We start from the raw sequence: 26,780 nt of genomic DNA on the forward strand, positions 1-26,780 counted from the left end.
TACGACAGCGTGAGGCCGATTACTCGGACTTGTTGCTGTTCAGCTGTGCACGCAGCAGCGCGCCGAGCTGGGTGGTGCCGCTGGAAGCCGAAGAGGACTGGTATTCCTCCAGCACTTCGCGCATTTCCGCGTCGTCCTTGGCCTTGATCGACAGCTGCAGGGTACGACCCTTGCGATCCATGCCCACGAACTTGGCTTCCACCTTGTCGCCGACCTTCAGGAACTGGGTCGCGTCGTCGACGCGCTCGTTGGCAACGTCGCGTGCAGCCACGTAGCCTTCGATGCCGTCAGCCAGTTCGATGGTTGCGCCCTTGGCGTCCACTTCCTTGACCACGCCTTCGACCTTGGAACCCTTCGGATTGGCCGCCATGTACTGGCCGAACGGATCCTGCTCCAGCTGCTTGACGCCCAGGCTGATGCGCTCGCGCTCCGGATCGACGGCCAGGACGACGGCGTCCAGGTTGTCGCCCTTCTTGTAGTTGCGGACCACGTCTTCGCCAGTGGTGTTCCAGCTGATGTCGGACAGGTGCACCAGGCCATCGATACCGCCGTCCAGGCCGATGAAGATGCCGAAGTCGGTGATCGACTTGATCTGGCCCGACACCTTGTCGCCCTTCTTGTGGATGGCAGCGAAGGTTTCCCACGGATTGGCGGCAACCTGCTTCATGCCCAGCGAGATGCGGCGACGCTCCTCGTCGACGTCCAGGACCATGACTTCAACTTCGTCACCGACCTGCACAACCTTGGACGGGTTGACGTTCTTGTTGGTCCAATCCATTTCGGAGACGTGCACCAGACCTTCGACGCCCGGCTCGATCTCGACGAATGCGCCGTAATCGGTGACGTTGGAGACCTTGCCGAACACGCGGCTGTTGGCCGGGTAACGACGGGCGATGTTGTCCCACGGATCTTCACCCAGCTGCTTCAGACCCAGCGAAACGCGGTTGCGCTCGCGGTCGAACTTCAGCACGCGGACGTCCAGCTCGTCGCCGACGTTCACGACTTCGGACGGATGGCGCACGCGCTTCCAGGCCATGTCGGTGATGTGCAGCAGGCCGTCGATACCGCCCAGGTCCACGAATGCGCCGTAATCGGTCAGGTTCTTGACGACACCCTTCAGGATCGCGCCTTCCTGCAGCTTGTCCATCAGCTGCTCGCGCTCTTCCGAGTGCTCGCTTTCGACGACAGCGCGGCGCGAGACCACGACGTTGTTACGCTTGCGGTCCAGCTTGATGAGCTTGAATTCCAGCTCCTTGCCTTCCAGGTAGGCCGGATCGCGCACGGGGCGCACATCGACCAGGGAACCCGGCAGGAACGCGCGGACATCCTTGATGTCCACGGTGAAACCACCCTTGACCTTGCCGCTGATGCGACCGGTGATGGTTTCGTTCTTTTCCAACGCTTCTTCCAGCTCGTCCCACACCATCGCGCGCTTGGCCTTCTCGCGCGACAGGACGGTTTCACCGAAGCCGTTCTCGATGGAATCGAGGGCGACCTTGACGACGTCGCCTTCAGCAACGTCGATCTCGCCAGCGTCGTTACGGAACTGTTCGATCGGCACGATGCCTTCGGACTTCAGGCCGGCGTTGATCACCACGACATCGCCGCGGACTTCAACAACGACACCGCTGACGATCGAGCCCGGCTTCAGCTTGGCCAGATTGGCCTGACTGGCTTCGAACAGCTCTGCAAATGATTCGGTCATTAGATTTACTCTGTTGGACACATGGGCATTGGCCCCCGAAGGGAACCGCTTACTGCCCGCCTGTTGGTCGACCCCGGTACGGCGAGTCGTGTGTTAAGTAGGAAAACCGCCACGCACTATTGCGGGACGGAGCTTTTGTTGCCTTGCGATGTGCGACACCGCCGATGGGCTGGCGGTTCTCCTGTACAACGGATCAGGCACCCGAAACCGGAAGCAGATCCAACACGTTGGCAACGACTGCGTCGATGCCGATGCCACTGGTGTCGATGATGACGGCATCGTCTGCCGGCTTCAGGGGCGCCACTGTGCGCTGTGCATCACGGGCGTCGCGGGCCATGATCTCGCGCAGGAGGTCTTCAAAGTTAACAGAAACCCCCTTGTCTTTCAACTGCTTATGCCGGCGCCCGGCACGCTCCTCGGCGCTGGCGGTCAGGAAGACCTTGAATGGGGCGTCGGGGAAGATCACCGTGCCCATGTCGCGGCCATCGGCGACCAGACCGGGGAGAACCCTGAATGCGCGCTGGCGCTCTTTCAGGGCGGCCCGCACCTCCGGGATGGCCGCAATGGCCGAGGCCAGCGCGCCGGTGGTCTCCAGGCGCAGCTCATCGGTGGCATCGGTATCGTTGACCACCACCCGCAGCCCGCCATCGGCCGCTTCGACGAACCGGACATGGGTGTCGAAGGTGCAGCGCACCAGCGCGGAAGCGTCGGAGGTATCGATATCGGCCCAGCTGGCGGCCACGCCCACGGCGCGGTACAGGGCGCCAGAATCCAGGTAATGCCAGCCCAGGCGGCGTGCGACAATGCGGCTGACAGTCCCCTTGCCGGCCCCGGACGGGCCGTCGATGGTGAGCACGGGAGGAAGCTGGTTCATGGGTTTCCCTGTGGAATGGACCGCCCATTCTAGCCCCCGCCCGGGGCCGCCTGAGACCTTTTTCGTGCAACCACTTGAAAGGATGGAAAAAAGACCGGTACAATTGCGGGCTTGAACGGGCGTCACCTGCCGATTGTCATCTGCATATCGCGGCCGCGCTCCAACCGAATCCAACGTTTACGCCGAGGTATGCAATGAAAGTCCTGTCTTCCCTGAAGTCGGCCAAGGCCCGTCACCGCGACTGCAAGGTCGTCCGTCGCCGCGGCAAGATCTTCGTGATCTGCAAGTCGAACCCGCGTTTCAAGGCTCGCCAGCGCTGAGCCTGAAGGCGTCACGGCCCACGGCCGCGACCAACCTGAATAAAAAGCCGCCTCCGGGCGGTTTTTTATTGCCGTTTTTGTTGTAATCGCCGGGTGGGTCACGACTGTCGTTCGTGGCCCCTTCCGTATTCTTGACCACTGGGGAGTAGATCGAGATGAAGCGTTACCTGACCACCCTGCCGTTGCTGGCCCTGCTGGCCTGCGCCAGCGCCCATGCCGACACGCTGCTGATCGACCGCAGCCAGGAAAAGCCCGCCACCGCCCTGCCCGTCCGCGGCCAGAGCATGCAGCAGGTGCAGTCGCAGTTCGGCGACCCGGGCGAGCGCCTGGAGCCGCGCGGCGGACAGAAGCGCCAGTGGCCGACCATCAACCGCTGGGTGTACCCGCAGTTCACCGTCTACTTCGAGAAGCAGAAGGTGATCGACGTGGTGGCCAACAAGGCCGACGCCAACGAGGTCGGCCCGAAGCCGCCGATCCGCTGATTCTTTCCTTTCTCCCGCCCGCCACACGGCGGGCCATCGCACCGAGACCATGAACGACACGCTCCGCTTTCCGGCCGAATGGGAAACCCAGTCCGCCATCCTGATCGCCTGGCCCCACGCCGACACCGACTGGGCCGACCGCCTGGGTGACGTCGAGGACACCTACATCGCCCTGGTGGCGGCCATCACCCGCTTCCAGCCGGTGCTGATCATCGTTGCCGACGATGATCTGGAGGCCTACGCCGATGCGCGCCTGCGCTCCAACCGGATCGACGTGGACCGGGTCCGGTTCGTCACCGCGCAGTACGACGACACGTGGCTGCGCGATTCGGGCCCGATCACGCTCAAGCGCGCCGACGGCGGCTTCCGGCTGCTCGATTTCCGCTTCACTGGCTGGGGCGGCAAGTTCGACGCGAGCCTGGACGACCAGCTGGTCGGCGTACTGCACGCCGCGGGCGTGTTCGCGCCGAACGCGGAGGTGCAGAGCATTCCGTTCGCGCTGGAAGGCGGCGGTATCGAAACCGACGGTGCGGGCACGCTGCTGACCACCTGGCAGTGCCTGCACGAACGCCACCCGGACCGCGAGCGCGCCTCGCTCAGCACCGACCTGGCGGGCTGGCTGCAGCAGGATCGTGTGTTGTGGCTGGACCACGGGTATCTGGAAGGCGACGACACCGACGCGCACATCGACACGCTGGCACGCTTCGCCTCGGTGGACAGCATCGTCTACCAGGCCTGCGATGACAGCAGCGATTCGCACTTCGCCGAACTGCAGGCGATGGGCAACGAGCTGGCCGCGCTGCGGACCGCCGACGGTGCGCCGTACCGGCTGTTCCCGCTGCCGTGGGCACAGCCGGTGATCGACGATGGCCGCCGGCTGGCGGCGTCCTACGCCAATTACCTGATCCTCAACGGCGCGGTGCTGATGCCGGCCTACGGGGATGCTGCCGACGAGGCCGCCCGCGCGGTACTGGCGCAGGCCTACCCGGACCGCGAGATCGTCCCTGTGCCGTGCCGCTCGCTGATCTGGCAGAACGGCAGCCTGCACTGCATCACCATGCAGTTGCCGGAGGGGTTGCTGGCGTAACGCCACACCGCAGATCGACACACTGGCGCCGGGCTTTGTCCCGGCGCTTTTCGTTTTCGGCAACGCACGGGTGTCTGCGCGCTCGCGGGACTGGCAGGTCGGGGCGAGCTTGCGGGGGACGCCGTGAACCCATCCTTGGGGGCTTGGTCGCCGCATCCATGCGGCTCACACCCCCGCAAGCCCGCCCCGACCCGCCTTCGACAGTGATCAGGTGGCCACGGAAAAAGACAGTGCGCATGACGGCGATTGCTCTCCCGTGGCCTCCTGCACACCGTCTGGGGCCGGCGGGGATGGGGGTGCGGGACCGTAGAAAACATGGATGTTTTCTACGAGCCCCCATGGATGGGTTCACGGCGTGTCCCGTACCCCCATCCCTGCCGGCCCAGCTCGGGCATTCCCAAGCCACGGCTGTCGGTTTGACGTGGTGGTGAGGCAGCCGGGCAGAGCCCGGCTCTACGGCTACGGTCCAGCCGGGCAGAGCCCGGCTCTACGAGCAGGCGCCCGCCGCGCATTTAGCGCCCAGCACGCTGCGTGCACCCATCCGCGATAAACTGGGTTTTTCCCCCTGCAGGACCGCACCCGGATGAGCTCACGCCACACCCTTTCCGTCGCCCTGATCCAGGAGCGCAACCACGGTGACGCCGCCGCCAATCTGGCCGTGATCGAAACGCGCGTGGCGGAAGCGGCCGCCCAGGGTGCCAAGCTGATCCTGCTGCAGGAACTGCACAACGGCGCGTACTTCTGCCAGCACGAGTCGGTGGACGAATTCGACCTCGCCGAGCCGATCCCCGGCCCCAGCACCGAACGCCTTGGCGCACTGGCCAAAAAGCACGGCGTGGTCATCGTCGGCTCCCTGTTCGAACGCCGTGCCGCCGGCCTGTATCACAACACCGCCGTCGTCTTCGAAAAGGACGGCACGCTCCTGGGCAAGTATCGAAAGATGCACATCCCGGACGATCCGGGCTTCTACGAAAAGTTCTACTTCACCCCCGGCGACATCGGTTTCAAGCCGATCGACACCTCCGTCGGCCGCCTCGGCGTGCTCGTCTGCTGGGACCAGTGGTACCCCGAAGCCGCCCGCCTCATGGCGCTGGCCGGCGCCGAACTGCTGCTCTACCCCACCGCCATCGGCTGGGACCCGGACGACCAGCAGGACGAACAGGGCCGCCAGCGCGATGCCTGGGTGCTCAGCCACCGCGGCCATGCCGTGGCCAACGGCGTGCCGGTACTGAGCTGCAACCGTGTGGGCCATGAAGCCTCGCCGCTGGGTGCCTCGGGCATCCAGTTCTGGGGCAACAGCCACGTCCTCGGCCCGCAGGGCGAGTTCATCGCCGAAGCCGGTGGCGAGCCCACCGTGCTCCTGTGCGACGTCGACCTGCAGCGCAGCGAGCACGTGCGCCGCATCTGGCCGTTCCTGCGTGATCGCCGCATCGATGCATACGGCGACCTGCTCAAGCGCTACATCGACTGACACCCAGGACCCCCACCCCGTGACCGTGCTGCTGCGCGACGCCTGCGACACCGACATCGATGCCATCACCGCGATCTACGCGGTGGAGGTCACCGACCTGGTCAACACCTACGAGTACGACGTGCCCGACGCGGCGGAAATGCGGCGGCGCATGCACGACATCGTGGGCCGCGGCTTTCCCTACATCGTGGCCGAGGTCGATGGCCAGGTGGCCGGGTATGCCTACGCCAACACCTACCGCGGGCGCATCGCCTACCAATGGACCGTGGAAAATTCGGTCTACGTGGATGCCGCCTTCCAGGGCCGTGGCGTCGGCACCGCGCTGATGCAGGGCCTGATCGACGCCTGCGTCGCACGCGGTTACCGGCAGATGGTGGCGGTGATCGGTGAGCCGACCAACACCGCCTCGATCAAACTGCACGAGCGCTTCGGTTTCCACACCGTGGGCATTTTCCGCGGCCTCGGCCGCAAGCATGGCCGCTGGCTGGACACCGTCCAGATGCAGCGCGCGCTCGGCGATGGTGCCGACAGCGCCCCTTCGAATGAATGATGCAATGACTGAACCCCAACTCGATGACACCGGCGACACCCTGTTCGCCGGCCAGCCCGTCCGCGTGGTCGAACGCGACGGCGTGCGCTACACCCTGCTCGGCACCGCGCACGTGTCCCAGGCCAGCGTGGAAGCGGTGGAACGGGCGATCGGCAGTGGCCGCTTCGACGCCGTCGCCGTGGAACTGGACGCCCAGCGCCTGCAGGCACTGACCAACCCCGATGCACTGGCCAAGCTGGATCTGGTCGAGGTCATCCGCAAGGGTCGCGTGGCGCTGTTCGCCGCCAACCTGGCGCTGGCCGCCTACCAGCGTCGCCTGGCCGAGCAGCTCGGCATCGAGCCGGGGGCCGAACTCAAGCGTGCGGTGACCCTGGCCAACGAACACAACCTGCCGGTGCACCTGATCGACCGCGAAGTGGGCCTGACCTTCAAGCGCGCCTCGCAGCGGCTGGGGTTCTTCGGCCGGATCAAGCTGGTGATGGGCCTGGGCGCCGGCCTGTTCGCGTCCGACGAGGTTGGCGAAGACGAGATCGAAAAGCTCAAGCAGGGCGACATGCTGGAAGCCAGCTTCGGCGAGTTCGCCAGCGAAAGCCCTGCGCTGTATGAAACCATCATCGGCGAGCGCGACCGCTACATGGCCACGCGCCTGCGCGAAGTGCACGACCCGGCCCAGCGCGAGGTGCTGGCGGTGGTCGGCGCCGGGCATCTGGCCGGCCTGGCCAAGTACCTGGAAACCGATACCGACGCCCCCGGCCCGCTGCGCGAGTCGCTGGAAGCGGTGCCGAAGAAGCGCAACATTCCCTGGATCACGCTGACCATCCTGGCGGTGGTGCTGGCCGGGATCGCTCTGGGCTTCTACCGGGGCGGCCTGGGCATGGGCGGCGAGCTGCTGCTGACCTGGGCGATGTACACCGGCGGCCTGGCGGGCCTGGGCTGCCTGCTGGCGGGCAGCCATCCGCTGAGCATCCTGACGGCGATCGTGGTGGCGCCGTTCAAGCCGTTCCGGTTGAGCATTCCGACCGGCGCGTTCGCCGCGCTGGTGGAAACGCGCCTGCGCAAGCCGGCGTATGAGGATTTCCTCAAGCTGCGTGACGACGCGCAGAGCGTGAAGGGCTGGTACCGCAACCGGGTAACCCGGGTGGTGTTGACCTTCATGCTGACCAACCTGGGCAGCATGTTGGGGTTGTGGCTGACCGGGCTGCAGGTGTGGGGCAAGGTGGCGGGGTAAGCGCTGCGCGCGCCTGCACAATCGAGAGGCCACGCACTGCGTGGCCTTTTTTGTTGTCGGACGGGGTGTTGGGTGTCGACCGTGGATCGGCTGTGGTTCGTTCGTGTACCGGGCAACGGCCGGTATCTACGCATTCCGTGGAGCCGGCCAGCGGCCGGCACTACCGGATCCGGGCAACGGCCGGTGCCTACGCATCGCGGGCGAACGCGGATGCCCGGATACATCGGTAGAGCCGACCGTGGGTCGGCTGCGGTTCGTTCGTGTACCGGGCAACGGCCGGTATCTACGCATTCCGTGGAGCCGGCCAGCGGCCGGCACTACCCGAACCGGGCAACGGCCGGTGCCTACGCATCGTGGGTGAACGCGGATGCCCGGATACATCGGTAGAGCCGACCGTTGGTCGGCTGCGGTTCGTTCGTGAACTGGGCAATGGCCGGTATCTACGCATTCCGTGGAGCCGGCCAGCGGCCGGCACTACCCGAACCGGGCAACGGCCGGTGCCTACGCATCGTGGGTGAACGCGGATGCCCGGATACATCGGTAGAGCCGACCGTTGGTCGGCTGCCGTTCGATCGTGTACCGGGCAACGGCCGGTATCTACGCATTCCGTGGCGCCGGCCAACGGCCGGTGCCTACACATTCCGTGGAGCCGACCAACGGTCGGCTCTACCGGGTTCTGTGGCGCTACGCGGCCGTTGCTGCTTCGCCCTTGGCCGGCAGGCCGCGGGCGCGGCGGATGATGCGGGAGACCGCGCTGCTCATGTCGTCGAGCATGGCGTAGATGGTCGGCAGGAACAGCAGGCTGACCACGGTGGAGAACGCCAGGCCGCCGGCGATGGCGCGGGCCATCGGGTAGTACGGCGGGCCGTCGCCGAGCAGCTGGGTGTCGGTCAGCGAGATCGGCACCATCGCCAGGATGGCCGTGCCCATGGTCATCATGATCGGGCGCAGGCGCTCGCGTGAGCCTTCCACCAGCGCCTGGGTGCGGCCCATGCCGCGCCGGCGCAGGTTGTTGATGTGCTCGATCATCACGATGCCGTTGTTCACCACCACGCCCATCAGCACCAGGATGCCGATGAAGGACATGATCCCGAACGAGGTGCCGGTGATCCAGAACAGCCAGAACACCCCGAAGATCGAGAACAACACCCCGCTCATGATCGCCGCGGGGAACAGCAGCGATTCGAACACCGCGGCCATCACCACATAGATCATCACCAGCGCGATGATCAGGTTGAACAGCATCTGCTGCATGGCCTCGTTGTCGTTGCCGTAATCGCCGCCATCGAAGGTGAAGGTGTAGCCGGCCGGGAAGCTCATCGGCGTGAGGGTTTCCTCCATCGCCTTGCGTGCTTCGGGCGCGGTGACCTTCTCGGCCAAGTTGGCCTTGATGGTCAGCGTGGTCTGGCGGTTGGTACGGCCCACCTGGGTGGCCGAGGGCTTGATCGAGACATCGACCAGACTCAGCAGCGGCACCGAGCGACCGTCGCCGGTGCGCACGGTGAAGCTGGCCAGGTCTTCCGGGCTGCTCTGCTCGGCCCCGGCGAAACGCACCCATACCGGCACCTCGCTGTCACCGCGGCGGAACTCGCGCAGCGGTGCGCCACGCAGCGCCAGGCCGACGAAACTGGCCACCTGTTCGGCATTGAAGCCGAACGCGGCCGCGCGTTCGCGGTCGACGTGGATGGACAGCTCGCTGCCCTTCTCGCCATTGTCGATGCGCACGTCGCGCAGTTCCTTGCGCCGCGCCAGCAGCGGCACCACGTCTTCGCCGATCTCCTGCAGCATCTTGGTCGAGTCGCCCACCAGCTGCACCTGCACCGACTGGTTGCCACCGCCACCGCCACCATCGCCGCCCTGGTTGCCGACGATGTAATCGGTGCGCGCCGATCGCGGCAAGCCCTTGCGCAGCGCCTCCTGCACGGCGGGCAGGTTGTCGGCATGCTTCTCATCGAAGGTCACGGTGGTGCTGCTGCCTTCCTGCTCGCTGTACCAGGAATAGACCTGGGTGATGTGCAGCTTCTCGCGATTCTCGTCCAGATAGCGCTCGACCCGCGCGACCTCCTCGGACATCTGGCTGTAGGTGTAGGCCCCCTTCCAGTTGTAGCCGATGAAGATGTCCTTGCCGCCCTCGCCACCGAACATGTCGATCTTGGTCAGCTTCATCGGCACCAGGCTGACCAGCACCACCATGAGGATGCCGAACACGCTCCAGCCGCGGTGTTCCAGCGTCCACTGCAGCACCTTGGCGTAGCGGCGCTGCAGGCGGGCGATCACGCCGGTTTCCGAATGCACCAGTTTGGGCGTCTGCATGCGTGCGGACAGCATCGGGATCAGGCTGACCGCGACCAGCCATGAGGCCAGCAGCGACACCGAGATGGTGATCGCGATCTGCGCCATGAAGATGCTGATGTTGTTGGTTTCGCCGAACAGGTTGGGCACGAACACGATGCAGTGGCACAAGGTGCCGGCGCTCAGCGCGATGGCCACGTTGCGGGTACCGATGATCGAGGCCAGCCGTGGCTGGTCGGGCATGCGCTCACGTTCCTGGTAGATGCTCTCCACCACCACCACGGCGTTGTCCACCAGCATGCCCACCGCCAGCAGCAGGCCCATCATGGTCAGAATATTGAGGGTGACCCCGGCGAAGTACATGAAGCCCAGCGTGATCACGAAACAGATCGGGATCGCCAGGGTCACCATCAGCGTAGACGGCCAATGGCGCAGGAAGAAGAACAGCACCGTCACCGACAGCAGCAGGCCCACCGCGCCGGCTTCGGCCAGTTCCAGCAGCGAGGAGGTCACGGTCTTGCCCTGGTTGTCGATGACCTTGATCTGCACGTCGCGCATCGACGGCTGGGTGCGGATGGCCTCCACTTCCGCCAATGCGGCGCGCGAGACCTCCACCAGGTTGGCGCTGCGTTCCTTGTAGATATCCAGGCCCACGGCCGGGTTGCCGTCCAGGCGACGGCCGTAGTTCATGCGGGTGGGCTTGAGCCGGATCTCGGCGATGTCGCCCAGACGCAGGCCCTTGGTATCGATCACCAGGTCGCGCAGCTCCTGCAGGTCGGTGATTTCACCCACCGGCTGGATCCGCACGCGCTGGCCGTTGTCGTCAATCTGCCCGGCCGAGATGGAGAAGTTCAGCGTGCGCAGGCGGTCGCTGAGCTCGTTGATGCTGAGGTTGTGCGCGGTAAGCCGGTCGGGGCTGATCGCGATTTCCACCTCGTTCGGCGGTGCGCCGGAGATGTTGACCCGGGCCACGCCGGGGATGCGTTCGATGCGCCGCTTGAACTCGCGGTCGAGCATGTCGTACGCGCCGGTCAGGTCGGTACTGCTGGCCAGCCGCACCTTCAGTACCGGTTCGTCGCTGCTGGACCACTTGAACACGTTGTAGCGTTGCAGGTCGTCGGGCAGGTCGCTGCGGATCGCATCGATGCGCTCACGTGCATCCGAGGCAGCGATGGCGATGTCACGGTCCCAGTCGGTGAACTCGATGAAGATGCTGGCGCCTTCGGCGGTGGCCGAGGAGCGCATGCGCTTGATCCCGGTCATGGTGGCCAGCGCTTCTTCGGTGGGGCGGATGATGTTGCGCTCCACCTCCTCGGGGGTGGAGCCGGTATAGGGCACCTGCACGAACAGGAACGGCGCGGAGATGTCCGGCAACGCTTCCAGCGGCAGCCGGAACGAGGCGATCAGGCCCACCACCACCAGCGACACGAAACACATGATGGTGGTGATGGGGCGGCGGATGGAGAACTCGGCGATGCTCATGCCGGCTCCTGCGCAGGGCCACCGACGGACTCAGCGTGGCCGGCATGCTTGCGGCCGCGCTCGCGGTAGTAGGCATCACCGCGGCGGTCGAGCAGGTCGTATACCACCGGAATCACCACCAGGGTGAGCAGCGTGGATACCAGCAGGCCACCGATGACGGTGATCGCCATCGGCGCGCGCACTTCGGCACCCTCGCCCATCGCCACCGCCAGCGGCAGGAAGCCGAACAGCGTGCACAGCGTGGTCATGATGATCGGACGCAGGCGCGAGCGCGCGCCTTCCACCAGCGCGTCCTGCTTGGGCACCCCGGCCTCGCGCAGCTGGTTGACCTTGTCGATCAGGATGATCGCGTTCTTGGTCACCAACCCCACCAGCAGGATCAAGCCGATGAACACCACCACCGAGATCGGCTTGCCGGTGAGCATCAGGGCCAGGATCGCCCCGACCAGCGCCAGCGGAATGGTGAACAGTATGACGAACGGGTGCAGCAGCGACTCGAACTGCGAGGCCATCACCAGGTACACCAGGAAGATCGCCAGGCCGAAGGCGAAGATCAGCGAACGTGCCGATTCGGCCAGCTCCTCGCCCTGCCCGCCGATGTGCATGCCCACGCCGGCACCCAGCGGCTGCTTGGCCACCATGTCGTGCACCTCGCGCACCGCGCCGCCCAGGTCGATGTCGCGCAGGTTGGCCGAGACCACCGCCACGCGGGTCTGGTCGGCGCGATGGATCTCGCTGGGGCCGTTGGTGGCGACCACTTCGGCCACCGCATCCAGCGTGACCGGACGGCTGCTGCCCGGGTTGACGATCAACCGGCGGATGCTCTCCACGCTGGCGCGGTCGCCTTCCTGTGCACGCACCAGCACGTCGATCTTGCGGTCGCGGAAGCTGTAGCGGGTGGCCACGTCGCCGCGCACCTTCTTCACCACCACATCGGCGATCTGGCGGGTAGTCAGGCCCAGCGCGCCGGCGCGTTCCTGGTCGAAGCGGATCTGGATTTCCGGGAAGCCCTCTTCCACCGTCGATTTGACGTCGGCGTAGTGCGGGTTGTTGCGCAGCATCGCGGCCAGAGCCTGGCCCGCGCGCTCGAGCGTGGCCATGTCCTGGCCGCGCAGTTCCACCTCCAGCGGGGTGGAGAAGCTGAACAAGGCCGGCCGTGCGAAATCGACCTGCACGCCCGGGTGCTGCTGCATCGAATCGCGCAGGCGCTCGGTGATGGCCGCTTCCGTGCGCGCATCGCCGCCACCGGCCATCACCACGGTGAGCTTGCCGATGTTCTCACCGCTTTCGGTGGGGCTGGCATCCAGCCGCGTGCCGCTGCCGCTGACGCCATACAGCGAGGCGATCTGGTCGTCCTTGGCATGGGCCAGCTGCAGTTCGCGGACCAGCGCATCGGTCTGCTTGAGCGGCGTGCCGGCCGGCAGCTTGGCGGTCATTTCAAAGCGGGCCTGGGCCAGCTGCGGGATCAGGTCGGCGCCCAGCATCGGCACCAGCGCCATGGTGGCCACAAAGGCCAGCGCGGCAAAGCCCAGGACCTTGCCCGGATGATGCAGCGCGCCCGGCAGTAGCTTGAGGTAGCCGCGTTCGGCGCCCGCGTAGGGCTTCATCGCCACGTCGCTGGCTTTGCGCATCACCGGCCCGACCACGGCCACCACGCCGCGCCACACGCGGATGATTGCCCAGGCCACGCCGAAGCAGGCCCAGCGGACCAGCGCACCGACGCCGCGGCGGCCACTGGCCACCGGCTTGAGCCAGCGCTTCTCGGGCTGCCATGCTGCGTGTGCCGGCTCGTCCGGGAACGCCAGCGGCGGGCGGCCCTTGAGCGAGCTGAGCATCGGAATCAGGGTCATCGACACCAGCAGCGAGATCGCAATGGCGATTGCCACGGTCAGCGCCTGGTCGCGGAACAGCTGCCCGGCGATGCCATCGACGAACACCAGCGGCAGAAACACCGCGATGGTGGTCAGGGTCGAGGCGACCACCGCCATGCTCACTTCGCGGGTACCGGCAATGGCCGCCTGTAGGATGCCCAGGCCACGCTCACGCGCCTTGGCGATGCTCTCCAGCACCACGATCGAGTCGTCCACCACCAGGCCGGTGGCCAACGCCAGGCCGCCCAGCGACATCACATTGAGGCTCAGGCCCATCTGGCCCATGAAGAAGAATGTGGTGATGATCGAGACCGGCAGCGACAGGCTGATCACGAACGTGCTCCAGCCATCGCGCAGGAACAGGAAGATGATCAGGATGGCCAGCAGGCCGCCGATCACCGCGTCCTTCTTGACGTCACTGATGGCGTGTTCGATGAAGCGCGACTGGTCTTCGATGGTGGTCAGCTGGGCGTCGCCGGGAATCTGCGCCTTGATCTGCTCCAGCTTCGCGCGCAGCGCCTCGGCGGTGGCCACGGTGTTGGCGTCGCCTTCCTTGTAGATCGCCAGTTCAACTGCTTCCTTGCCGCCCAGGCGGATGATCGCCTCGCGTTCCTTGTAGCCCTGGCGCACGCTGGCAACGTCCTTCAGCCGCACCGGCACGCCATTGGCGATGGTCGAGGAACTGCTGCTGGACGCGCTCTGCGCGGCCGAGGCGGCGGCAACGGCCGCATCCGAGCCGGTCGAGGCGGCAATGGCGAACATCTGCTGCATGGCCGCGTCGGCGGCGCTGCCGTTGCTGCCCTGGGTGGTCACCAGCAGGTTGCGGATGTCGTCCAGGTCGGCGAACTGGTTGACGGTACGCACCAGGAAGCGCTGCGAGCCTTCCTCCAGGCGACCGCCGGAGATATTGATGTTCTCTTCCTTGAGCCGCTTGATCACGTTGTCGATCGGCAGGTTGAGCTGGGCCAGCTTCTGCTGGTCGATGTCGACCTGGATCTCGTCTTCCAGGCCGCCGCCCACCTTGACCGCGGCCACGCCGGCCACCGGTTCGAGCTTCTTCTTCAGGTCTTCATCGGCATAGCGGCGCAGCTCGGTGAGCTGGCGGACCGCGTCGGCATCGGTGGCGGCGTCGGCCTTGGCCGAGATCACCAGGCGCATGATCGGTTCGGTGGACGGATTGAAGCGCAGCAGCACCGGAGCCTTGGCCTCCAGCGGCAGGTTCAGCGCTTCCATCTTGTCGCGCACTTCCAGGCTGGCCTGGTCCATGTTGGTGCCCCAGGCGAACTCGAGCACGACGTCGCTCTGCCCGGTACGCGAGACCGACTTGAGCTTGCGCAGGTTCTTGACCACGCCCACGGCCTCTTCGACCGGTTCGCTGATCAGGGTTTCAATTTCGGTGGGGGCCGCGCCGGTGTATTCGGTGCGTACGGTCAGGGTGGGATAGCTCAGGTCGGGCAGCAGGTTGACCTTGAGGTTGCCCAGCGCGATGACGCCGAACAGCATCAGCGTCACCGTGCACATGGCGATGGTGACGCGGCGGCGGGTGGCAAATTCCACCAGCCCCCCGCCCTGTGCACCCGGGCGGTCGCCGTGGTGCGGATCGTTGCCGTGGTCGTTGCCGGCCGAGGTCATTGACGGCTCTCCGCCTTTTTCGCCGGTTGCGCCGATGCGGTGGCGGTGGCCGGCTTGTCGCCGATCACCTGCACCGCCGTGCCATCGCGCAGTGCCACCTTGCCAGCGGTCACCACCTGGTCGCCTTCGGCCAGGCCCTCGCGGATTTCCACCCACGGCCCTTCGGCATAGCCCAGCTTCACCGGTACCCGTGCCACTTTGCCGGCGCGCACCCGGAACACCGCCGGCTCGCCATCGTCGAGCAGCGCCAGGCGCGGCACCACCAGCGCGTCGGCGCGCTGGTCGTAGTCGATGCGGATGCGGCCGAACATGCCCGGCTGCAGGCCCTGTGCGTCTTCGCCGAAGCCACTGACCACGCGGAAGGTGCCGCTGCCGGCATCGACCACCGGCGAGATGCGGTCGACAACGCCGGGGAACGACTTGCCCGGCAGCGCATCGGCCACCAGCGTCACCGGCTGGCCGGCGCGCAGCGTGGCCAGCTCGCGTTCGGGCACGTTGAGGGTGGCCTCCAGGCGCGAGTTGTCGATGATGCGGAAGATCGGCGTGTTGATCTGCACGAAGTTGCCGGTCTTGATCGAGCGCGAAGCGATCACGCCGGAGATCGGTGCAACCACCGTGGTGTAGGACAGCTCCAGCGTGGCCAGGCGGTACTGCGCCCGGGCGTTTTCCACGTCGTACTTGATCTGGTCCACATCGGCGGCGCTGACCATCTGCTGGCCGATCAGCTTCTGCGCACGCTGGTAGTTGTTCTCCAGCTTGCGCATCACCGCTTCGCTCTGCGCCACGGCCAGCCGCGCACGGTCCGGGTCCAGGCGCACCAGCGGCTGCCCGGCACGTACCGCCTGGCCTTCTTCGACCAGGACCGCCAAGGCAACACCGGATGTCTTGGCCACCACCTGCGATTCGGCGCGCGCTTCCAGCGCGGCGGTGCCGGTGTAGCTGGCAGCGACGGCGCGACGGCTGGCGGCGACCGCCTCGACCGGTACGGCGTCGACGGCTTTTTCAGCCTTGGGGTCTTTTTCGGCGGCTTGCGCATCGGTGGCGCCGGCGCCAGCGCCGCAGCCGCTGAGCAGCAGCGAGGTGGTGATCAGCAGTGCAGCGGCGCAGGTTCCGGTGCGGCCGTGCAGGAAAGAAATTCGCGACATCGTCGTGTCCCTGAGGGATGCGTGGGCAGGTGTGGTAGCAAAGTAATGCACCACGTCACGATCACACCATATCCCAAAGGTCATGGTGACCTGCGGCAACGCCCGTGCCGCCCCCGGTTTCAGCTAGATGAAAACGCAGGCTATACTCGGGCCAGTTCCGTACCCCACGCCGGAACGACCAGACCCGTACACCGGAAAGGACATCATGCGCCCGCAGCCGCTCGCCGCTTGTCTTCTGGCCGTCCTCCTGCCCCTCGGGGCCGCCGCACAGGCCGCAACTGCTCCAGCAGTACCCGCCGCACCTGCCGCACCCGTACCCGCCCCTGCCGCTACCCCGCCCGCCCCCGCCGCTCCGGCTGGGCTGACGGGCAGTTTCGACAATGGCCGGGTCCTGGCGTACACCTGCCAGGGGTGCCACGGCATCACCGGCTACAAGAACGCCTACCCCAGCTACAGGGTGCCCAAGATTGGTGGGCAGACCCAGCAGTACCTCAGCCAGGCGCTGAGCGAGTACCGCCAGGGCAAGCGCAAGCATCCGACGATGCAGGCGCAGTCCATGAGTTTCAGCGAACAGGAGATCGCCGATCTCGCTGTTTACCTGTCCACCGTCAAGTAAGCACCGCCCATGACGAAAGCCGCGCCCTTCAAGCGTTATGCCATCGCCCTGTCCGTTGCCCTGCTGCTGGCTGCGTGTTCGCAGTCGCAGGTGGAAAACAGCGCAGATTCCGCCGCCGACCCGGGCCACGCCAGTGGCGAGCACGGGTCCGGCTCATCGGCCGGTCTCCCCACCGGACGCATCGCCGCCGGCGAGGCCCGTGCCCAGGTCAAGGGCAAGGCCACCGGCCAGAGCTGCATCGACTGCCACGGCGCCGACGGCAACAAGCCGATCGACCCGACCTACCCGAAACTGGGTGGGCAGTACGGTGACTACCTGGCCCACGCACTGCAGGCGTACCGCGCCGGCGACCGCCAGCACGCATTGATGACCCCGCAGGCGACCGACCTGAGCGATCAGGACATCGCCGACCTGGCCGCCTACTTCGGCTCGCGCCCCACGCAACTGCGGGACCTGCACGGGTTGAAATGACCACGGTAGAGCCGACCGTTGGTCGGCTGCCTCCGTCCGGGCCATGAACCCCACCCGGTAGAGCCGACCGTTGGTCGGCTGCCTTCGTCCGGCGCCATGAACCCCAGTACCGGTAGAGCCGACCGTTGGTCGGCTGCCCTTCGCCGGGCGCCATGAACGCCTGACCGGTAGAGCCGACCGTTGGTCGGCTGCCCTCCGTCCGGGCCATGAACGCCCGACCCAAGCCGGGCAGAGCCCGGCTCTACGGGCGCGTCACGCGTCCAGCTCTTCCCAGCGCGCGTACGCCGCATCCAACTCCGCCTGCACCTTGGCAAGCTTCGCATTGTGCGCCGCCATGTCCGCCGCGCTGCGCTGGTAGAACGCCGGGTCGTTCATCGCGGCGGTGAGGCCTTCGACGTCCTTCTCCAGGGTTTCAATCGTCAGCGGCAACTGTTCCAGCTCGCGCGCATCCTTGTAGCTCAGCTTGCGCTTGGCAGCAGCCGGCTCAGCCGGTGCTGACGCAGCCGAGGCCGCCGGCTTGCCCGCCACCACCGGTGCCGCGGCAGCCGCCGCCGCCACGCGCGCGGCATGCTGCTGCCAGTCGCTGTAGCCGCCCACGTACTCGCCCACCACGCCGTCGCCTTCCATCACCATCGTGGAGGTCACCACGTTGTCGAGGAAGTCACGGTCATGGCTGACCAGCAACAAGGTGCCCGCGTAATCGCTGAGCAGCTCTTCGAGCAGCTCCAGGGTTTCCACGTCCAGGTCGTTGGTCGGTTCGTCCATCACCAGCAGGTTGGACGGCTGCGCGAACAGCTTGGCCAGCAGCAGGCGGTTGCGCTCGCCACCGGACAGGCGGGTGATCGGCGCGCGGGCGCGCTCGGGCGAGAACAGGAAGTCCTGCAGGTAGGCATGCACGTGCTTGCGCTTGCCGTTGAACTCGATGAAATCGCGGCCTTCGGCCACGTTCTCGATCGCGGTCCAGTCTTCGCGCAGCACCGCACGGTACTGGTCGAAGTAGGCGATCTGCAGGTTGGTGCCGGCGCGCACTTCGCCGCTCTGCGGCTGCAGGTCGCCCAGCAGCAGCTTCAGCAGCGTGGTCTTGCCGCTGCCGTTCGGCCCGATCAGGCCAATCCGGTCGCCGCGCAGGATGACGGTTTCAAAATCCTTGACCATCACGCGTTCGCCAAAGGCGAAGGAGATGTCCTTGACGTCGATGACCTTCTTGCCGGAGTTCTCCGCCTGCGCCGCTTCCATGCGCACGTTGCCACCCAGTTCGCGGCGCTGCGAGCGATCATTGCGCATCGCCTTGAGGCGGCGCACGCGGCCTTCGTCGCGGGTGCGGCGGGCCTTGATGCCTTGGCGGATCCAGATTTCTTCCTGCGCCAGCAGCTTGTCGAAGCGCGCATTTTCCTGCGCCTGCGCATTGAGGCGTTCTTCGCGGCGGCGCTCGTAGTTGGCCCAGTCGCCCGGCCAGCTGGTGACCTGGCCCCGGTCGATTTCGACGATGCGGGTGGCCAGTGCACGCAGGAAGCGACGGTCATGGGTGACGAACACCACGCTGCCGTTCCAGTTCTTGAGGAACATTTCCAGCCAGTCGATGGCTTCGATGTCCAGGTGGTTGGTCGGTTCGTCGAGCAGCAGCAGGTCCGGCGAGGACACCAGCGCGCGGCCGAGCAGCACGCGGCGCTTCATGCCGCCGGACAGGCGCGCGAATTCGGCTTCGCCGTCCAGGTCAAGCTTGGTCAGGGTTTCGCTGACGCGCTGGTCCAGGCCCCAGCCGTTGGCAGCGTCGATCTTGGCCTGCACGGCCGACAAGGCATCGCCGTCGAACTCGTCGGCCATGCTCAGGTGATGGAACTCGGCCAGCCACTGGCCCAGCTCGCCCAGGCCATCGGCCACCACGTCGAACACGCTGCCGGCGGCACCGTGCGGGACTTCCTGTTCCAGGCGGGTGATGCGCACCCCCTGCTGCACGCGGACTTCTCCGTCGTCGGGCTTGTGGTCGCCGGACAGCAGCTTGAGCAGGGTCGATTTGCCGGCGCCATTGCGGCCGATCAGGGCGATACGCTCGCCCGGTTCGATCGACAGTTCGGCTTTTTCCAGCAACAGGGGGCCGCCGACGCTGAAGTCGACGTTTTGCAGAGTAATCAGAGGCATCCGACCATTGTACGGTGTGGCGGTGTGCGGCGTCGCTCAACCGGACGCAAAAGCGTCCGCGGCCAGCCCCAGCAGGGCGCGCAGCGGCGGCGGTACGTGCTTGCCGGGGTGGTGGACCACCCACAACTGGCGCGACAGCGGCGGCAACGGGGTGTCCAGGATGCGCAGGCTGCCCAGCGCCACCAGATCGGCCACCGCGTGCCGCGACAGGCAGGCCACGCCCAGCCCGGCGGCGGCGGCCTGTTTGATGGCCTCGGTGCTGCCCAGCTGCATGGCGCGGGCGAAGTGGTGCAGGTGCGGCAGCAACGCCTGCTCCACCGCCTCGCGGGTCCCCGAGCCGGGTTCGCGCAGCAGCCAGCGCGCGGCAGACAGGTCGGAAAGGTCGGGGCGGGCGCTCAGCGGGGACGCGGCGGCGGCCACGATCACCAGGGCATCCTGCTGCCAGGGCAGCACGTTCAGCCCGCTCTCGTGGCACGGGCCTTCGATGAGGCCCAGGTCGACCTCCAGCCGCTGCACCGCCGCGACCACCTCGGCGCTGTTGCCGATACGCAGGTCCACGTCCACGTGCGGCTGGTCGGCCAGCAGGGCGGCGACCCGGGCGGGCAGCAGGTAGTTGCCGATGGTGGTGCTGGCCCCGATCCGCAGCTGCAGCGGTACCCCGGTGGCCGATGCCGGCCGCCCTGCCCCGGCCATCGCCTCAAGGTCCGCGGACGCGGCCAGCAGCCCGCGCGCCGGGTCCAGCAGGGCCCGGCCCTGCGCATTGAGGACCAGGCGGCGGCCGATGCGGTCGAACAGCAGCGACGGCAACTGCGCCTCCAGTTCGTTGAGCGCCGCACTGGCGGCCGACTGCGATAACGCCAGCTGCGCGCCGGCGGCGGCGGTGGTGCCCGCGTCGGCCACGGCCACGAATACCTGCCATTGGCGAAGACTGATGCGCATGCGCGCATTAACCCATAAAACCGGTTGAAATCACATCAATAATGCGTTTTACAGGTTTGTGGGGCGAGCGCAGGCTGGACGCTCCCTACAAGGAGCCGCTTCGTGAACGCGTCCAGCCCCCGCCCTGCCCTGTTCCTGCCCGCCCTCGCCCAACGTTGGCGCGGGCGCCTGCCCGGCCTGCTGCTGGCGGGCGGTGTCGCCGTGGCGGCGATGGCGCTGGCCACCCTGCCGTGGCTGCAGGCGCACGGCATCAGTGCCCTCACGCTGGCCATCGTGCTCGGCATCGCGCTGGGCAACAGCGTGTACCCGCGCTTGGCACCCCGGGCCGCGGCGGGCGTGGGCTTTTCCAAGCAGTGGCTGCTGCGCGCCGGCATCGTGCTGTACGGCCTGCGCCTGACCTTCCAGGACATCGGCCAGGTCGGCGTGGCCGGCGTGCTGATCGATGCGCTGGTGCTGGCCAGCACCTTCGGGCTGGCGTGGTGGGCCGGCACCCGCTGGTTCGGGATCGACCGCACCAGCGCACTGCTGATCGGCGCCGGCAGCGCGATCTGCGGCGCGGCGGCGGTGATGGCCGCCGAACCGGTGGTGCGCGGGCGCGCCGAGCAGGTCACCGTGGCGGTGTCTACGGTGGTGGTGTTCGGCACGCTGGGCATGTTCCTGTACCCGGCGCTGTACCAGCTCAACCTGGCGCACGGCGTGCTGCCGATGAGCGAGTCGTTCTATGGCGTGTTCACCGGCTCGACCGTGCACGAAGTGGCGCAGGTGGTCGCGGCCGGGCGCGCGGTCAGCGAAGGGGCCGCCGATACCGCGGTGATCGCCAAGATGGTGCGGGTGATGATGCTGGCCCCGTTCCTGATCGCGCTGTCATTGCTGCTGGCCCGCGGCGGCAGCGCCCAGCCCGGGGCGGCACGCGCGAAGATCGTGGTGCCCTGGTTCGCCTTCGGGTTCGTTGCGGTGGCCGGGTTCAATTCGCTGCACCTGCTGCCCGCCGGGTGGGTGGCCTTGGCCATCGAGGTGGACACGGTATTGCTGGCCATGGCCATGGCCGCGCTGGGGTTGACCACCCATGTATCGGCGCTGCGCCAGGCCGGCATGAAGCCGCTGCTGCTGGCCCTGCTGCTGTTTGCCTGGTTGCTGGCCGGGGGCCTGGGCATCAACGTGGGCGTGCACGCGCTGCTGGGGTGAGCGCGTGCCGCATGCAACACTGGGGCGATGAAGCGTGAGCGTGTTCCCCCCGTCGATCGCCGCCGCCTGCACATCCCGTACCGGCTGGTGCTGGATCGCTATGGCGCCGTCGATGAAGCCGAAGACGACCTGATCGACCTGCTGCAGCGGGTGCTAGGCCCGGATGTCGTGGTCCGCTGGGAGCAGGATGTCAGCCACCCCAATCCCTGGTTCCACACACTGATTCTGGATGTCAGCGACGGCCCGGGCGCGTTCAGCCATGCCCAGCACACCGCGTTGATGGAGGGGCTGCGGGCGCTGGATCTGGCCTGAGCAGCGCCGGCACACGCCCGACAGGCGGCGCAGCGGGTAGAATGCGCCATGAATGAATTCTCCGAACTGCCCCTGTCGGCCTCGCTGGCGGCGGGCATCGACGCGCTGGGCTATACCCAGATGACCCCCGTGCAGGCGCAGAGCCTGCCGGCGATCCTTGAGCGCCGCGACCTGATCGCCCAGGCCCCTACTGGCAGCGGCAAGACCGCCGCCTTCGGGCTGGGCCTTCTGCAGGCCCTGGACCCGTCGGTGATCCGCGCCCAGGCTCTGGTGCTGTGCCCCACCCGCGAACTGGCCGACCAGGTGGGCAAGCAGATCCGCAAGCTCGCCACCGGCATTCCCAACCTGAAGCTGGTGGTGCTCACCGGCGGCATGCCGCTGGGCCCGCAGCTGGCCTCGCTGGAAGCGCACGACCCGCACGTGGTGGTCGGCACGCCCGGCCGTATCCAGGAGCTCGGCCGCAAGCGCGCCCTGAAGCTGGGCGGTGTCACCACGCTGGTGCTGGACGAAGCCGACCGCATGCTGGACATGGGCTTTGAAGAGCCGATCCGCGAGATTGCCGGGCGCACCAGCAAGGATCGCCAGACGCTGCTGTTCTCGGCCACCTACCCCGATGAGATCCGCGAGATCGCCCGCGTGCTGCTGCGCGATCCGGTGGAAGTGACTGTCCAGGGTGCCGACAACGCACCGGCGATTCGCCACCTGTTCTGCGAAGTGGACCTGGCCAGCAAGCAGAAGGCGCTGGCCGGCCTGCTGCTGAAGTACAACCCGGAATCGACGGTGGTGTTCTGCAACACCCGTCGTGACGTGGACGACGTGGCCAATTCGCTGCAGCAGTTCGGCTTCTCGGCACTGCCGTTGCACGGCGAAATGGAACAGCGTGACCGCGATGAAGTCCTGGTGCGCTTCGCCAACCGCAGCTGCAACGTGCTGGTGGCCAGCGACGTGGCCGCGCGCGGGCTGGACGTGCAGGACCTGGCGGCCGTGATCAATTACGAGTTGCCCACCGACATCGAAACCTACGAACACCGCGTGGGCCGCACCGGCCGCGCCGGCGCGTCCGGCCTGGCGGTGAGCCTGGTGACCGGCCGCGAGCGCAACCGCGCCGATGCGCTGGAAGCCGCGCAGGGCAAGCCGCTGGACTGGCAGAAGACCCCGCTGGCGACGGCCCGCCCCGCCGTGCTGCCGCAGGCCGCGATGGAAACCCTGCGCATCGATGGCGGCAAGACCGACAAGCTGCGCCCGGGCGACATCCTGGGGGCGTTGACCGGTGAGGCCGGGCTGTCGGCCAAGGTGATCGGCAAGATCGACATCTACGCCACCCGCTCGTACGTGGCCATCGCGCGCGAGCAGGTAGGCCGCGCGATCGACCGGCTGGAAGCAGGCAAAATCAAGGGCCGCCGCTTCCGCGTCCGCCGGATGTAATGGGGTAGAGCCGACCGTTGGTCGGCTTGCACCATGTCGAACAGCCGGGCAGAGCCCGGCTCTACGCACCTGCCCGGTAGAGCCGACCGTTGGTCGGCTTGCACCATGTCGAACAGCCGGGCAGAGCCCGGCTCTACGCGCCATCCGGTAGAGCCGACCGTTGGTCGGCTTACGCGATGTCAAACCGCCAGGCAGAGCCCGGCCTCAATACACCAGGTTGGCCAACAACGGCACATCGCCGTCCCAGCGCTCGCGTCCGCCCAGCCCGGCCAGTTCCACCAGCACCGCCGCGCCCACGACCTCCACCTGCAACTGGCGCGCCAGCGACAACGCCGCCAGCAACGTGCCGCCGGTTGCCAGCACATCATCAACCACCAGCACACGCGCACCGGCCGGCAAGGCGTCGGCGTGTACTTCAATGGTGTCGGTGCGGTATTCCAGCGTGTATTCCTGCTTCAGCGTGCGGCCCGGCAGCTTGCCCGGCTTGCGCACCGGCACGAAGCCGACGCCCAGCACGCGCGCCATGGCCGCACCCAGGATGAAGCCGCGCGATTCGATGCCCATCACCGCCTGCAGGTTCGCCGTGCGCCACGGCTGCACCATCGCATCGACCGCAGCGGCGAAATCATCGCCATTGGCCAGCAGCGGCATGATGTCCTTGAACAGGATGCCCGGCTTGGGGAAATCGGCGATATCACGCAGGCGGCCGGCCCAGGCGGGCGTGGCGGAAGACTCGGTCATGGGGCGGGCAACGAACGGGGTGGCATAGGGTAAACGCTTCGGCGCGGCACTGCCCGCCTGGCCAGGCCGCTGCGTTGCTGCGTTCCATCGGTGGCACCCCGGGTTCACGCCGAAATCGCACAACGGTGCGATAATCGCCCTAACCGGCCGTTCACTCCGTTTCCGCGATAAGCAGCGAAGCATTCCCGCGCCCCTGCAGGGCAAGGCAATGCCGGGGTGAGATGGCCAACGGTCCCCGCCACGCATGGCGCGCGCGGGCCTGCCCGGTGCCGATCGGTACCGGGTTTCCTGTAGAGGTTCATGCAACGTGGACGAGAACACGAAACCGTCGGCCCTGTGCCGCACCCTGGTGGTCCTGATTGGCATCGTGGTGATGCTGTTCGGCCTGGTTCTGCTGGTGGGCGGTGTGCGCCTGGCCCAGCTCGGCGGCAGCTGGTACTTCCTGCTGATGGGCGCCGCGTCGCTGGTGGCCGGCGGCCTGTTGGCCCTGCGCCGCCCACTGGGCGCGCTGCTGTATGGGGTGGCGTTCGTCGCCACCGTGGCCTGGGCACTGGCCGATGCCGGGCTGGAATTCTGGCCGCTGGTGTCGCGGCTGGTGATGCCCGCCGTGCTGGCGATGCTGGTCGCGCTGACCTGGCCGGTGCTGCGGCGCAGTCGTGGCCAGCGCCCCGGGCGCGCGGCCTATGGCGTGGCCGCGCTGCTGCTGGTGGGCCTGCTGGGCACGGCGGTGTCGGCGTTCCAGCCGCGCCCGGTGGTCACCGCGCAGGGCGCGTCACCGGCCGTGGTGCCGGTGGCCAAGGGCAGCGAGCAACGTGATTGGCAGCACTGGGGCAACACCACCGCCGGCACCCGTTTCGCCGCGCTGGACCAGATCACCCCGGCCAACATCACCCAGCTCCAAGTGGCCTGGACCGCGCATACCGGCGACGTGCCGCAGAGCGATGGCTTCGGCGCCGAAGACCAGAACACCCCGCTGCAGATTGGCGACACGCTGTACCTGTGCACGCCGCACAACCAGGTGGTGGCGCTGGACGTGGACAGCGGCAAGCAGCGCTGGGCGTTCGATCCCAAGGCGACCGCGCCGAACTGGCAGCGCTGCCGTGGCCTGGGCTATTTCGACGCAGGCCAGCCGCTGGTCGGCGCCCCCACCGTCGCTGCCGCACTGAGTCCTGCCGCACCGAGCCCTGCCGCACCGGCCACCGTCGCTGCCGCAACGGCCCCGGCACTGTGCGAGAAGCGCATCCTGATGACCTCGATCGACGCCCGCCTGTTCGCACTGGACGCTACCACCGGCGCGCCCTGCCCGGACTTCGGCGAAGGCGGCGTGGTGGACCTCAAGCGTGGCATGGGCGAGATCAAGCCCGGCTTCTACACGCTGACCGCCGCGCCCCTGGTGGCCGGTGAACTGGTGATCGTGGGCGGGCGGGTGGCCGACAACATCGAGGTCAACGAACCCTCCGGTGTGGTGCGTGCCTACAACGTGCGCAGCGGCGCGCTGGCCTGGGTCTGGGACCTGTCCCGGGAAACCCCGGACGTGCCGCTGGATCCGTCCATCCACTACACCCGCGCCACCCCGAACGTGTGGACCTCGATGGCCTATGACCCGCAGCTGGGCCTGGTCTACCTGCCCACCGGCAACACCACGCCGGACCAGTGGGCCGGCGAGCGCACCCCGCAGGACGACAAGTACAGCTCGGCAGTGGTGGCACTGGATGTGGCCACCGGCAAGGAGCGCTGGGTCTACCAGACCGTGCACCACGACCTGTGGGATTACGACCTGCCCGCACAGCCCACCCTGACCGACGTGCCCGATGGCAAGGGCGGCACCCTGCCCGCGCTGCTGCAGATCACCAAGGCCGGCCAGGTGTTCATGCTCAACCGCGCCACCGGCCAGCCGATCACCGAGGTGCGCGACATCCCGGCACCGCAGGGCAACGCCGCCGGCGAGCGCTACTCGCCTACCCAACGCCTGTCGGTGGGGCTGCCGCAGATCGGTGCGCAGACCCTGACCGAATCGGACATGTGGGGCGCCACGCCGATCGACCAGATGCTGTGCCGCATCCAGTTCAAGGGCTTCCGCTACGACGGCATGTTCACCCCGCCGGGCGAGGACCTGGCCCTGCAGTGGCCCGGTTCGCTGGGGGGCATGAACTGGGGCAGCGCGTCGGTGGATCCCACCACGGGCTACCTGTTCGTCAACGACATGCGCCTGGGGCTGTGGACCAAGCTCATTCCGCGCGCGGACATGACCGAAGGCGCCGGCGGCGTGGAAATGGGCGCAGCCTCGCAGACCGGCACGCCGTACGGCTCGCTGCGCGACCGCTTCCTGTCCAAGCTGGGCATTCCGTGCCAGAAGCCGCCGTTCGGCACGCTGTCGGCGATCAACCTGGCCACCCACCAGCTGGTCTGGCAGGTGCCGGTGGGCACGGTGAAGGACACCGGCCCGATGGGCGTCAAGATGCGCCTGCCGATTCCGATCGGCATGCCCACCCTGGGCGGTTCACTGGCCACCCAGTCGGGCCTGCTGTTCTTCGCCGGCACCCAGGATTACTACCTGCGCGCCTATGACAGCCGCACCGGTGAAGAAGTGTGGAAGGCACGCATGCCGGTGGGCAGCCAGGGCACGCCAATCACCTATGTGTCGCCGAAGACCGGTCGCCAGTACGTGGTGATTTCCGCCGGCGGCGCACGCCAGTCGCCGGATCGCGGCGACTATGTGATCGCCTACGCGTTGCCGGCCACGCGCTGAGCCACGCGCGCCACGGTCTTCGCACCGTGGCGCGCAGCTTCGCTTCATCGCGTGCAGCCCTTAC

The 26,780-nt window shown here is 67.3% G+C and carries 20 protein-coding genes; 12 read left to right on the forward strand and 8 right to left on the reverse strand.

Going from position 1 to position 26,780, the window contains the following annotated elements; genetic code table 11:
* Window positions 1–19: 19 nt before the first annotated feature.
* Both rpsA and cmk read right to left on the reverse strand, forming a co-directional pair.
* Window positions 20–1,705: a 30S ribosomal protein S1 gene (rpsA, locus tag DX03_RS11340; RefSeq protein ID WP_038688807.1), complete on the reverse strand. Its 1,686-nt coding sequence runs from the start codon at window positions 1,703–1,705 to the stop codon at window positions 20–22.
* Window positions 1,706–1,898: 193 nt separating this feature from the next.
* Complete coding sequence (gene cmk, locus DX03_RS11345) at window positions 1,899–2,579, reverse strand: (d)CMP kinase (RefSeq protein WP_038688809.1); 681 nt, start codon at window positions 2,577–2,579, stop codon at window positions 1,899–1,901.
* Window positions 2,580–2,773: 194 nt separating this feature from the next.
* Between cmk and ykgO the strand changes: the two genes are divergently transcribed.
* The 6 genes from ykgO to DX03_RS11375 all read left to right on the forward strand — a co-directional run bounded on the left by ykgO (window position 2,774) and on the right by DX03_RS11375 (window position 7,717).
* On the forward strand, window positions 2,774–2,899 hold the full coding sequence (gene ykgO, locus DX03_RS11350; RefSeq protein WP_005409283.1) for a type B 50S ribosomal protein L36: 126 nt from the start codon (window positions 2,774–2,776) through the stop codon (window positions 2,897–2,899).
* A 155-nt stretch (window positions 2,900–3,054) separates the two neighbouring features.
* Window positions 3,055–3,381 carry a hypothetical protein gene (locus tag DX03_RS11355; RefSeq protein ID WP_038688813.1) on the forward strand — a complete coding sequence of 109 codons (327 nt, stop codon included), beginning with the start codon at window positions 3,055–3,057 and terminating at the stop codon, window positions 3,379–3,381.
* Window positions 3,382–3,430: 49 nt separating this feature from the next.
* The gene (locus DX03_RS11360) at window positions 3,431–4,468 is read left to right on the forward strand and encodes an agmatine deiminase family protein (protein WP_038688815.1); all 1,038 of its coding nucleotides are present in this window, start codon (window positions 3,431–3,433) and stop codon (window positions 4,466–4,468) included.
* Window positions 4,469–5,051: 583 nt separating this feature from the next.
* On the forward strand, window positions 5,052–5,939 hold the full coding sequence (locus DX03_RS11365) for a carbon-nitrogen hydrolase (protein ID WP_038688817.1): 888 nt from the start codon (window positions 5,052–5,054) through the stop codon (window positions 5,937–5,939).
* 19 nt (window positions 5,940–5,958) lie between these two features.
* The gene (locus DX03_RS11370) at window positions 5,959–6,489 is read left to right on the forward strand and encodes a GNAT family N-acetyltransferase (RefSeq protein WP_038688819.1); all 531 of its coding nucleotides are present in this window, start codon (window positions 5,959–5,961) and stop codon (window positions 6,487–6,489) included.
* Window positions 6,482–7,717, forward strand: a complete 1,236-nt coding sequence (locus DX03_RS11375) for a TraB/GumN family protein (protein WP_038688820.1) — start codon at window positions 6,482–6,484, stop codon at window positions 7,715–7,717. The genes DX03_RS11370 and DX03_RS11375 overlap by 8 nt, the downstream gene beginning before the upstream one ends.
* A 684-nt stretch (window positions 7,718–8,401) precedes the next feature.
* On the opposite strand, the gene DX03_RS11380 is transcribed toward DX03_RS11375, so the two are convergent.
* Genes DX03_RS11380 through DX03_RS11390 form a run of 3 tightly spaced genes read right to left on the reverse strand, consistent with a single transcriptional unit; the run spans window position 8,402 to window position 16,139 of the window.
* Entirely contained in the window at window positions 8,402–11,491 is a 3,090-nt protein-coding gene (locus DX03_RS11380) for an efflux RND transporter permease subunit (protein ID WP_038688822.1), read from the reverse strand.
* A complete protein-coding gene (locus DX03_RS11385; RefSeq protein WP_038688824.1) occupies window positions 11,488–14,994 on the reverse strand; it encodes an efflux RND transporter permease subunit in 3,507 nt (1,168 codons plus the stop codon). Before DX03_RS11385 ends, DX03_RS11380 begins: the two co-directional genes overlap by 4 nt.
* Window positions 14,991–16,139: an efflux RND transporter periplasmic adaptor subunit gene (locus tag DX03_RS11390; protein WP_038688826.1), complete on the reverse strand. Its 1,149-nt coding sequence runs from the start codon at window positions 16,137–16,139 to the stop codon at window positions 14,991–14,993. The genes DX03_RS11385 and DX03_RS11390 overlap by 4 nt, the downstream gene beginning before the upstream one ends.
* A 205-nt stretch (window positions 16,140–16,344) precedes the next feature.
* Between DX03_RS11390 and DX03_RS11395 the strand changes: the two genes are divergently transcribed.
* Both DX03_RS11395 and DX03_RS11400 read left to right on the forward strand, forming a co-directional pair.
* Window positions 16,345–16,755: a c-type cytochrome gene (locus DX03_RS11395; protein ID WP_038692290.1), complete on the forward strand. Its 411-nt coding sequence runs from the start codon at window positions 16,345–16,347 to the stop codon at window positions 16,753–16,755.
* Window positions 16,756–16,764: 9 nt separating this feature from the next.
* On the forward strand, window positions 16,765–17,226 hold the full coding sequence (locus DX03_RS11400; protein ID WP_038688828.1) for a c-type cytochrome: 462 nt from the start codon (window positions 16,765–16,767) through the stop codon (window positions 17,224–17,226).
* A 252-nt stretch (window positions 17,227–17,478) separates the two neighbouring features.
* Here the strand turns inward: DX03_RS11400 and DX03_RS11405 are convergent, their stop codons facing one another.
* Together DX03_RS11405 and DX03_RS11410 are read right to left on the reverse strand one after the other, a co-directional pair.
* Window positions 17,479–19,365: an ATP-binding cassette domain-containing protein gene (locus DX03_RS11405; RefSeq protein ID WP_038688831.1), complete on the reverse strand. Its 1,887-nt coding sequence runs from the start codon at window positions 19,363–19,365 to the stop codon at window positions 17,479–17,481.
* A 36-nt stretch (window positions 19,366–19,401) separates the two neighbouring features.
* The gene (locus tag DX03_RS11410) at window positions 19,402–20,304 is read right to left on the reverse strand and encodes a LysR family transcriptional regulator (RefSeq protein ID WP_038688833.1); all 903 of its coding nucleotides are present in this window, start codon (window positions 20,302–20,304) and stop codon (window positions 19,402–19,404) included.
* A 210-nt stretch (window positions 20,305–20,514) separates the two neighbouring features.
* On the opposite strand from DX03_RS11410, the gene DX03_RS11415 reads away from it, so the two are divergent.
* From DX03_RS11415 to dbpA, 3 genes are read left to right on the forward strand one after another with little or no spacing between them, the layout of a single operon-like run.
* Window positions 20,515–21,489: a YeiH family protein gene (locus DX03_RS11415; RefSeq protein WP_244880243.1), complete on the forward strand. Its 975-nt coding sequence runs from the start codon at window positions 20,515–20,517 to the stop codon at window positions 21,487–21,489.
* A 27-nt stretch (window positions 21,490–21,516) separates the two neighbouring features.
* On the forward strand, window positions 21,517–21,801 hold the full coding sequence (locus DX03_RS11420) for a hypothetical protein (RefSeq protein ID WP_038688837.1): 285 nt from the start codon (window positions 21,517–21,519) through the stop codon (window positions 21,799–21,801).
* A 48-nt stretch (window positions 21,802–21,849) separates the two neighbouring features.
* On the forward strand, window positions 21,850–23,226 hold the full coding sequence (gene dbpA / locus DX03_RS11425) for an ATP-dependent RNA helicase DbpA (protein ID WP_038688839.1): 1,377 nt from the start codon (window positions 21,850–21,852) through the stop codon (window positions 23,224–23,226).
* A gap of 204 nt (window positions 23,227–23,430) precedes the next feature.
* On the opposite strand, the gene DX03_RS11430 is transcribed toward dbpA, so the two are convergent.
* On the reverse strand, window positions 23,431–23,967 hold the full coding sequence (locus DX03_RS11430; RefSeq protein WP_038688841.1) for an adenine phosphoribosyltransferase: 537 nt from the start codon (window positions 23,965–23,967) through the stop codon (window positions 23,431–23,433).
* Between the two features lie 307 nt (window positions 23,968–24,274).
* Here DX03_RS11430 and DX03_RS11435 point away from each other — a divergent pair, with 307 nt between their 5' ends.
* Window positions 24,275–26,716 (forward strand): membrane-bound PQQ-dependent dehydrogenase, glucose/quinate/shikimate family, encoded by a 2,442-nt coding sequence (locus DX03_RS11435; RefSeq protein WP_038688843.1) that lies wholly within the window; start codon window positions 24,275–24,277, stop codon window positions 26,714–26,716.
* Window positions 26,717–26,780: the final 64 nt, after the last annotated feature.

This window comes from Stenotrophomonas rhizophila (assembly GCF_000661955.1).
Taxonomy (GTDB): domain Bacteria; phylum Pseudomonadota; class Gammaproteobacteria; order Xanthomonadales; family Xanthomonadaceae; genus Stenotrophomonas; species Stenotrophomonas rhizophila.

Coding starts and splice junctions, on each gene's coding strand:
- rpsA (WP_038688807.1), bottom strand. CDS start 1,705: ATGACCGAATCATTTGCAGAGCTGTTCGAAGCCAGTCAGGCCAATCTG.
- cmk (WP_038688809.1), bottom strand. CDS start 2,579: ATGAACCAGCTTCCTCCCGTGCTCACCATCGACGGCCCGTCCGGGGCC.
- ykgO (WP_005409283.1), top strand. CDS start 2,774: ATGAAAGTCCTGTCTTCCCTGAAGTCGGCCAAGGCCCGTCACCGCGAC.
- DX03_RS11355 (WP_038688813.1), top strand. CDS start 3,055: ATGAAGCGTTACCTGACCACCCTGCCGTTGCTGGCCCTGCTGGCCTGC.
- DX03_RS11360 (WP_038688815.1), top strand. CDS start 3,431: ATGAACGACACGCTCCGCTTTCCGGCCGAATGGGAAACCCAGTCCGCC.
- DX03_RS11365 (WP_038688817.1), top strand. CDS start 5,052: ATGAGCTCACGCCACACCCTTTCCGTCGCCCTGATCCAGGAGCGCAAC.
- DX03_RS11375 (WP_038688820.1), top strand. CDS start 6,482: ATGAATGATGCAATGACTGAACCCCAACTCGATGACACCGGCGACACC.
- DX03_RS11380 (WP_038688822.1), bottom strand. CDS start 11,491: ATGAGCATCGCCGAGTTCTCCATCCGCCGCCCCATCACCACCATCATG.
- DX03_RS11385 (WP_038688824.1), bottom strand. CDS start 14,994: ATGACCTCGGCCGGCAACGACCACGGCAACGATCCGCACCACGGCGAC.
- DX03_RS11390 (WP_038688826.1), bottom strand. CDS start 16,139: ATGTCGCGAATTTCTTTCCTGCACGGCCGCACCGGAACCTGCGCCGCT.
- DX03_RS11395 (WP_038692290.1), top strand. CDS start 16,345: ATGCGCCCGCAGCCGCTCGCCGCTTGTCTTCTGGCCGTCCTCCTGCCC.
- DX03_RS11400 (WP_038688828.1), top strand. CDS start 16,765: ATGACGAAAGCCGCGCCCTTCAAGCGTTATGCCATCGCCCTGTCCGTT.
- DX03_RS11405 (WP_038688831.1), bottom strand. CDS start 19,365: ATGCCTCTGATTACTCTGCAAAACGTCGACTTCAGCGTCGGCGGCCCC.
- DX03_RS11410 (WP_038688833.1), bottom strand. CDS start 20,304: ATGCGCATCAGTCTTCGCCAATGGCAGGTATTCGTGGCCGTGGCCGAC.
- DX03_RS11415 (WP_244880243.1), top strand. CDS start 20,515: ATGGCGCTGGCCACCCTGCCGTGGCTGCAGGCGCACGGCATCAGTGCC.
- DX03_RS11420 (WP_038688837.1), top strand. CDS start 21,517: ATGAAGCGTGAGCGTGTTCCCCCCGTCGATCGCCGCCGCCTGCACATC.
- dbpA (WP_038688839.1), top strand. CDS start 21,850: ATGAATGAATTCTCCGAACTGCCCCTGTCGGCCTCGCTGGCGGCGGGC.
- DX03_RS11430 (WP_038688841.1), bottom strand. CDS start 23,967: ATGACCGAGTCTTCCGCCACGCCCGCCTGGGCCGGCCGCCTGCGTGAT.